Consider the following 6399-nt stretch of genomic DNA (forward strand, 5'->3'; position numbering starts at 1 on the left):
CGCGCCGACAGATGCCATACGGCCCTAGTGAGTGATCCTTCGGTCCCTCAGGGGCGGACGGTCACACCGCGCTGGGACCAAAGTCGGACCTTTAGGTGGCCTGAAGCCCCGTGCGCGCCGGCACCGGAGGAAATCCAATGGAGGGAGTCACGCGAGACGAAGGAGATCAGCGCGATGAGCGATGCGAAGCGGCGCTATGTGTACGGGTTCGCCGAGGGCGACAAGGACCACAAGGACCTGCTCGGAGGCAAGGGGGCGAACCTGGCCGAGATGACGAATCTCGGCCTGCCCGTCCCGCCGGGCTTCACGATCACCACCGAGGCCTGCCGCCGGTACCTGGCCGACGGCCAGGAGCCGCCCGGCCTCGCCGAGGAGATCGGCGAACACCTGGAGCGGCTGGAGGCCGAGCGGGGCCTGCGCCTCGGCGCCGCCGAGGATCCGATGCTGGTCTCGGTCCGGTCGGGCGCGAAGTACTCGATGCCGGGAATGATGGAGACCGTCCTCGACCTCGGACTCAACGACGCCTCAGTGGACGGACTCGCTGCAGCCTCGGGCGACGAGCGGTTCGCGTGGGACTCCTACCGGCGGCTCATCCAGATGTTCGGCGCAACGGTGCTCGGCATCGGCGCCACCCGGTTCACGGCCGCACTGGACGCGGTCAAGCAGTCCCGTGGCGCCGCCCGCGACGTCGATCTCGACGCGGACGCCCTGCGCGGCGTGGTCGCGGACTACAAGGCGATCGTCCGCGAATCGACCGGCCGCGACTTCCCGCAGGACCCGCGCGAGCAGCTCGACATGGCGGTCCGGGCCGTGTTCGCCTCCTGGAACACCGAACGCGCCCGCGTCTACCGCGGCCGCGAGCGCATCCCTCACGACCTCGGCACCGCCGTCAACGTCATGTCGATGGTCTACGGCAACCTCGGACCGGACTCGGGCACCGGCGTGGCCTTCACGCGCGACCCCGCGACCGGCGCGCCCGGCGTCTACGGCGACTACCTTGCCAACGCCCAGGGAGAAGACGTCGTCGCCGGCACGCGGACCCCCGTCCCGCTCCAGGAGCTCGAACGGATCGACCCCGCGTCCTTCGACGAACTCCAGATCGCGATGTCGATCCTGGAAGACCACTACCGGGACCTGTGCGATGTGGAGTTCACCATCGAGCGCGGGAAGCTGTGGATGCTCCAGACCCGCGTCGGCAAGCGCACCGCGGCGGCGGCGTTCCGGATGGCGGTCCAGTTCCTCGACGACGGGCTCATCGACGTCAAGGAGGCCCTCGGCCGCGTCACCGGCGAACAGCTCGTACAGCTCATGTTCCCGCAGTTCGACCCCCGCAGCCACGCCGAGCCGATCGCGAAAGGCGTGCCGGCCTCCCCGGGTGCGGCCGTCGGCGCCGCCGTCTTCGACTCGGCCGCCGCCGCCCGCCGCGACGGCCCGGTGATCTTGGTGCGCCGCGAGACCAGCCCCGACGACCTCCCCGGCATCATCGCCGCCGAAGGCGTCCTCACCAGCCGCGGCGGCAAGACCTCCCACGCTGCGGTCGTCGCGCGCGGCATGGGCAAGACCTGCGTGGTCGGCGCCGACGCTCTCGAGGTGGACACCGAGCGGCGCGAGTTCACCGCCCCCGACGGGACCGTCGTCCGCGAAGGCGATCTGATCTCCATCGACGGCACCACCGGCGCCGTCTACTCCGGCACGATCGACGTCGTGCCCTCGGCGGTCGTGGAGTACTTCGAAGGCCGCCTCGACCCCGTGGTGCGCCGCCGCGACCCGGTGGTCCAGGCGGTCTCCCGCCTGATGATCGCCGCCGACGAGCACCGGCGCCTCGGCGTCCACGCCAACGCCGACACGCCCGCCGACGCGAAGCGGGCCCGCCGGTTCGGGGCCGACGGCATCGGCCTGTGCCGCACCGAGCACATGTTCCTCGGCGAACGCCGCCGCCGCAGTGGCGCGGTGACCCCGCACGGCAAGGGGCCGCGACCTCCAGGTCGCGGCCCCTTCTCCTGCCCTATTCCTTCACTGCGGACGCCAGTGCCTTGGACATTCCTTTGAGGCCCAGTTCCATGGCGTGCCACGGCAGGCCGCCGTGGAAGGGACGGCCGGCATGGAACTGCTGCGGCAGGTAGACGCCGAGGGCCTTCTTGCCCAGACGCCACAGAGGTGAGACGCCGACGAGGTAGTCGTCATCGGCGTCCGCGTCGACGCGTACCGGCGCCGCCGCATCGCCGGTGGTCTCCAGCGGCACTTGCGCGAAGGCGGCCTTGTCGAGCATCTCCATGACGCACATGCTCACGGGCTCGAACCGGCGCGGGTGCTTTACGGCCGCCGGGTCGATGCGGGCGGCGATGTCGTCTGCCACCGCGTCGGCTTGGAGGAAGGCAAGGAACGCCTGTTTGACCGGGAAGTCACCCGAGTCGCCGGGCGCGTAGACGTTGTCGGTGCCCCGCACGCGGCGCGTGTCGGGCTCGGTGAGCAGGAACCCGCGGTCGTCGGTCGGCAGCGTCGGGTAGTCGACCGCCGCCGTGTACGGCGGGAAGGCGACGAGCAGGTCGTAGGTGCGGGAGGTGCCGTTGGCGTAGTGGACCTCTCCTCCATCGACGCGCGTGACGGCGTGATGGGTGTAGCCGTTGATGCCGCGGTCGTGGAACTCCTCGGCCACGAGCTTGTGGATCCCGGGCCCGAACGCCTGGATGAAGTGCGCCTCGAATGTGGTGAAGGTCAGGCAGACCCGGTCGCGCAGGTGGTGTCGGCGCAGCCACGTCTCGGCCATGAACGCGATCTCGTAGAGCGGCCCGGCGCACTTGTTGCCGGGCGGCATGAGGAACAGGACGTGCTTGGTCTGCCGGGCCTCGACGTCGCCCTGGAGCCGCTCGAGCTCGTCGCCGAGTTCGCGCATCTGCTCGGGGGTCCAGATGGTCCGGGCGTACTCGGCGAGCCCGGGCACCTCCTCCGGGCGCATCGCGGCGCCGGTTGCGAGGACGAGGTGGTCGTAGTGCTCCAGGGTGCCGTCGGTGAGTTTGATGCGGTTCGCCTCGGTGTCGACGCGGGCAAGCGACCCGCGGATCAGGTCGATGCCGCGCCGGACCGCCGCGTCGGTGAGCGGCACGTGAAGCTTCTCCTCGTCCCCGCCGAAGGGCAGGTAGATCGAGTTGGGTTTGAACACGAAGTCGCGCTGGTCGGCGATCAGCAGCAGCCTGGCCCGGTCGCCGAGGTGCGCGTGGAGCGTGAAGGCCGTCTCGAGGCCGGCGAAGCCGGCGCCGACGATGACGACTCGCGGTGCGGTGTGCATGATGCCTCCCAGAATGGTCGCCTTGCTTCTCCATCTCACTCCGCCGGAGAGGCTCGCGACAGTGACCAATCGCCGAATCGGGAAGGACTTTCGGCCTGTCCTGGGCGTCAGAACGGGCCGGGGCGGGGCTCGATGCCCCGCCTCGGCCCGCCTGACCGTGCCGGTCGTCAGCGCAGGCGGCGGGCGACCGGGTCGGGTTCGTCGCCGACACGGGCGAGACGCAGCTTCAGGTCGACGGCTTGGACGCCGTAGCGGACCGGCATGATCGGGTTGAGGTCGAGTTCGGCGATCTCCGGGATGTCCTCAGCGAGGCGGCCGAGCCGCTCCAGCAGGTCCGTCAAGGCATTGAGGTCGACCGGCTCGGAGCCGCGGTAGCCCCTCAGGAGCTCGGCGGTCTTGAGCGAGCGCCACATCGAATCGGCGTCGGCGTCGGTGAGCGGCAGCAGCCGGTACTGCCGGTCCCTCAGCAGATCGGTCGCGGTACCGCCGAGACCGAGCATGACGAGCGATCCGAACAGCGGGTCGTGTACGATCCCGGCGGCCAGCTCCAAATCGGCGTCCACCATCGGCTGGACCACGACCGCCGCACCCTCGTCTCCCTCGACGGACTTGGCGACCGCCTCGTACGCGGCCCGGACCTCGTGCGGGCTGTCGAGGTCCAGGTGCACGCCGCCGGACTCGGTCTTGTGGATCAAGCGGGGGTCGTCGGCTTTGACGGCCACCGGGAATCCCAGGTCGCGGGCCGCGGCCACCGCTTCCCGCTTGGAGCCGACGGCCACGATCGGCGTCAGTTGGATGTCGTAGCAGGCGAGGAGCTCGGCGGCATCGGATGCGGACTGCCACCCGTCCCCTGCCTCCAGCAGCCGGTCGACGATGGCGCGCGCGCCGGCTCGGTCGATGCAGGGCAGGTCGGGTCGCGATCCCAGCGGGCGGGCCCGCCAGGCGGCGTAGTCGGCGGCCTTGGCGAGCGCTGCGACGGCCGTCTCGGGGAAGGCGAACACCGGGACGCGGCGGGCGCCCAGGCAGGCCGGCGGGTCGACCAGCCCCATGACCACTGCTGCCGCCGGGAGGCCGGGGAGTGCGTCGAGCGCGTCGGCGATGGCGTCGAGGTTCCCGTCGACGTCGCTCGTCCCGGTCACGGCGAACACCGCGACCAGGCCGTCGATCTCACCGGACGAGCCGAGCACGGTGATCGCCTCGGCGAACGCGTCGGGTGCGGCGGCCGCGCCGAGGTCGACCGGGTTGTCGCCGGCGGCGGCATCCGGAACGCCCGCGGCCAGCCGCTCACGGGTGTCGGGGCCGAGCGAGGGCACCTCGAGCCCGGTCGCCGCGGCGGCGTCGGCGGCGAGGACGCCGACGCCCCCGGCGTTGCCGACCACGCCGATGCGCTTGCCTTGTGGGAGCGGCTGGTCGACCAGGACGCGGGCGGTGTCCAGGAGCTGCTCCAGGGTGTCGCAGCGGATGACGCCGGCTTGGGCGAAGAGCGCGTCGACGGCGGTGTCGGAAGTGGCGGCCGCGGCGGTGTGGGAGAGCCCGGCCCGACGTCCGGGCTCGGAGCGCCCGCCTTTGACGGCCAGGACCGGCTTGCGGCGGGCGACGGCTCGGGCGACGCGCGCGAACTTCCGCGGGTTCCCGAACGACTCCAGATACAGGGCGACGGCTTTGACCGCGGGGTCGTCGTACCAGTAGGCGAGGAGGTCGTTGCCGGAGACGTCGGCCTTGTTGCCCAGGGAGACGAAGGAGTGAATGCCCAGGCCGGTGCGAGTGGCGTGGGCGAGGGCGGCGATGCCGACCGCCCCGGACTGGGAGGCGAGCGCGAGCGCGCCCGGCAGGGGCGGCTCCGCGGCGAAGCTCGCCTGGAGACGCACCGACCGGCCGGTGTTGACGATGCCGAGGCAGTTGGGGCCGACCAGCCGCATGTCGTGGTCGCGGGCGATCCGCACGAGCTCGTCCTGCGCGGCGGCGTTACCGGTCTCGGCGAACCCGGCGGAGACGACCACGGCCGCGCGCACGCCCGCCGCACCGGCCTCCCGCAGCACGCCGGCGACGGACGGGGCGGGGACGGCCACGATCACCAGGTCGACCGGCGCCGGGAGGTCGGCTAGGGAGGGCACGGTCCGGAGGCCGGCCAGGACCGCCGCCTCGGGATGGACCGGGTACACCTGACCGGCGAAGTCGCCGTCCACGATGGATTGCAGGATCTCGGCGCCGACGCCCCGGCCCGTCCTGCGAGCGCCGACCACGGCGACGGAGGCCGGGTCGAGCAGGGGCCGAAGGGAGAGTCGCTCGGCGGCCCGCTCGCGCTCGGCCACGTCCTCTGCGAAGGCGCCGTCGACATCGGCGGTGAGCACGACGTCGACCACGCCGTCGGCGTAGGGCATCGCAGTACCCGGGGCCAGGCGCCGGGCGAGGCGGAGCATGCGGTGGTTGCCGCCGAGGACCTGCCCGGAGAGCTCCTTCACGCCGCCGGCGGCCGCGATCAGGGCGAGGTGTTCGAGCAAGAGCGTGCCCAGGCCGCGCTGCTGGTGGCCGGGGGTCACGAGCACGCCGAACTCGGCGCGGTCGGGCTGTTCCTCCTCGCGTTGGAAGGAGGCGACGCCGAGCGTCTCGCCGTCGTCCTCGACGAGCAGCGCCGCGCCCTTGCCGCTGTCGTTGAGCCCGGCGAGCCGGCGCGCTTCGATGGCGAGGACGCCGCGGCCGGTGCCGAAGAACCGGTAGCGCAGATCCGGGAGGGAGCAGCGCTCATGCATGGCGATGAGCGCCTCGAGGTCGGAGCCGACGACGGGGCGGATGTGGACGATTCGGCCGTCGGTGTCGAGTGCATCGGCTGGAGGAGGGAGGTGGAGGTTCATGTCGGCTCCTTGCGGCGGTGGCGGCGGGCGGGGCGTCTCCCCGCTCACGACCCGATCGTCCAGCCGGAGGGCCCCTCGCTGACAGGGTCGAACGCCGGGGCTTGCTGGGACATTGGTCCCGGTCGGCATCTAGGTGTGATGTCCGGGGAGGTTGTTCAGTCGGGTGATGGGTGGTTGGCCTCCGATGGCGGAGTGGGCTCGGTGGTGATTGTAGAAGTGGAGCCAGCCCGGTAGGGCGGCTCTGCGTTCCTGCTCTGATGG

Annotated in this window: 2 protein-coding genes and 2 pseudogenes; 1 reads left to right on the forward strand and 3 read right to left on the reverse strand. The window is 71.8% G+C overall.

Annotation, left to right across the window (positions count from 1 at the left end; genetic code table 11):
• Positions 1 to 174: 174 nt before the first annotated feature.
• Positions 175 to 1935: pseudogene (locus GFD30_RS11530) on the forward strand (pyruvate, phosphate dikinase); the annotation flags it as partial.
• A 70-nt stretch (positions 1936 to 2005) separates the two neighbouring features.
• Here GFD30_RS11530 and GFD30_RS11535 read toward each other — a convergent pair.
• The 3 genes and pseudogenes from GFD30_RS11535 to GFD30_RS11545 form a co-directional block, all read right to left on the reverse strand.
• Complete coding sequence (locus tag GFD30_RS11535) at positions 2006 to 3286, reverse strand: NAD(P)/FAD-dependent oxidoreductase (protein ID WP_153025354.1); 1281 nt, start codon at positions 3284 to 3286, stop codon at positions 2006 to 2008.
• 167 nt (positions 3287 to 3453) lie between these two features.
• A complete protein-coding gene (locus tag GFD30_RS11540; RefSeq protein WP_153025355.1) occupies positions 3454 to 6138 on the reverse strand; it encodes a bifunctional acetate--CoA ligase family protein/GNAT family N-acetyltransferase in 2685 nt (894 codons plus the stop codon).
• 129 nt (positions 6139 to 6267) lie between these two features.
• A pseudogene (locus tag GFD30_RS11545) lies at positions 6268 to 6399 on the reverse strand (integrase core domain-containing protein); the annotation flags it as partial.

Origin of the sequence: Glycomyces albidus (genome assembly GCF_009451885.1) — a bacterium.
Taxonomy (GTDB): Bacteria; Actinomycetota; Actinomycetes; order Mycobacteriales; family Micromonosporaceae; genus Glycomyces; species Glycomyces albidus.

Excerpts from the sequence above, each read along its gene's own strand:
- GFD30_RS11540 (WP_153025355.1), bottom strand. The coding sequence starts at position 6,138 with ATGAACCTCCACCTCCCTCCTCCAGCCGATGCACTCGACACCGACGGC.
- GFD30_RS11535 (WP_153025354.1), bottom strand. The coding sequence starts at position 3,286 with ATGCACACCGCACCGCGAGTCGTCATCGTCGGCGCCGGCTTCGCCGGC.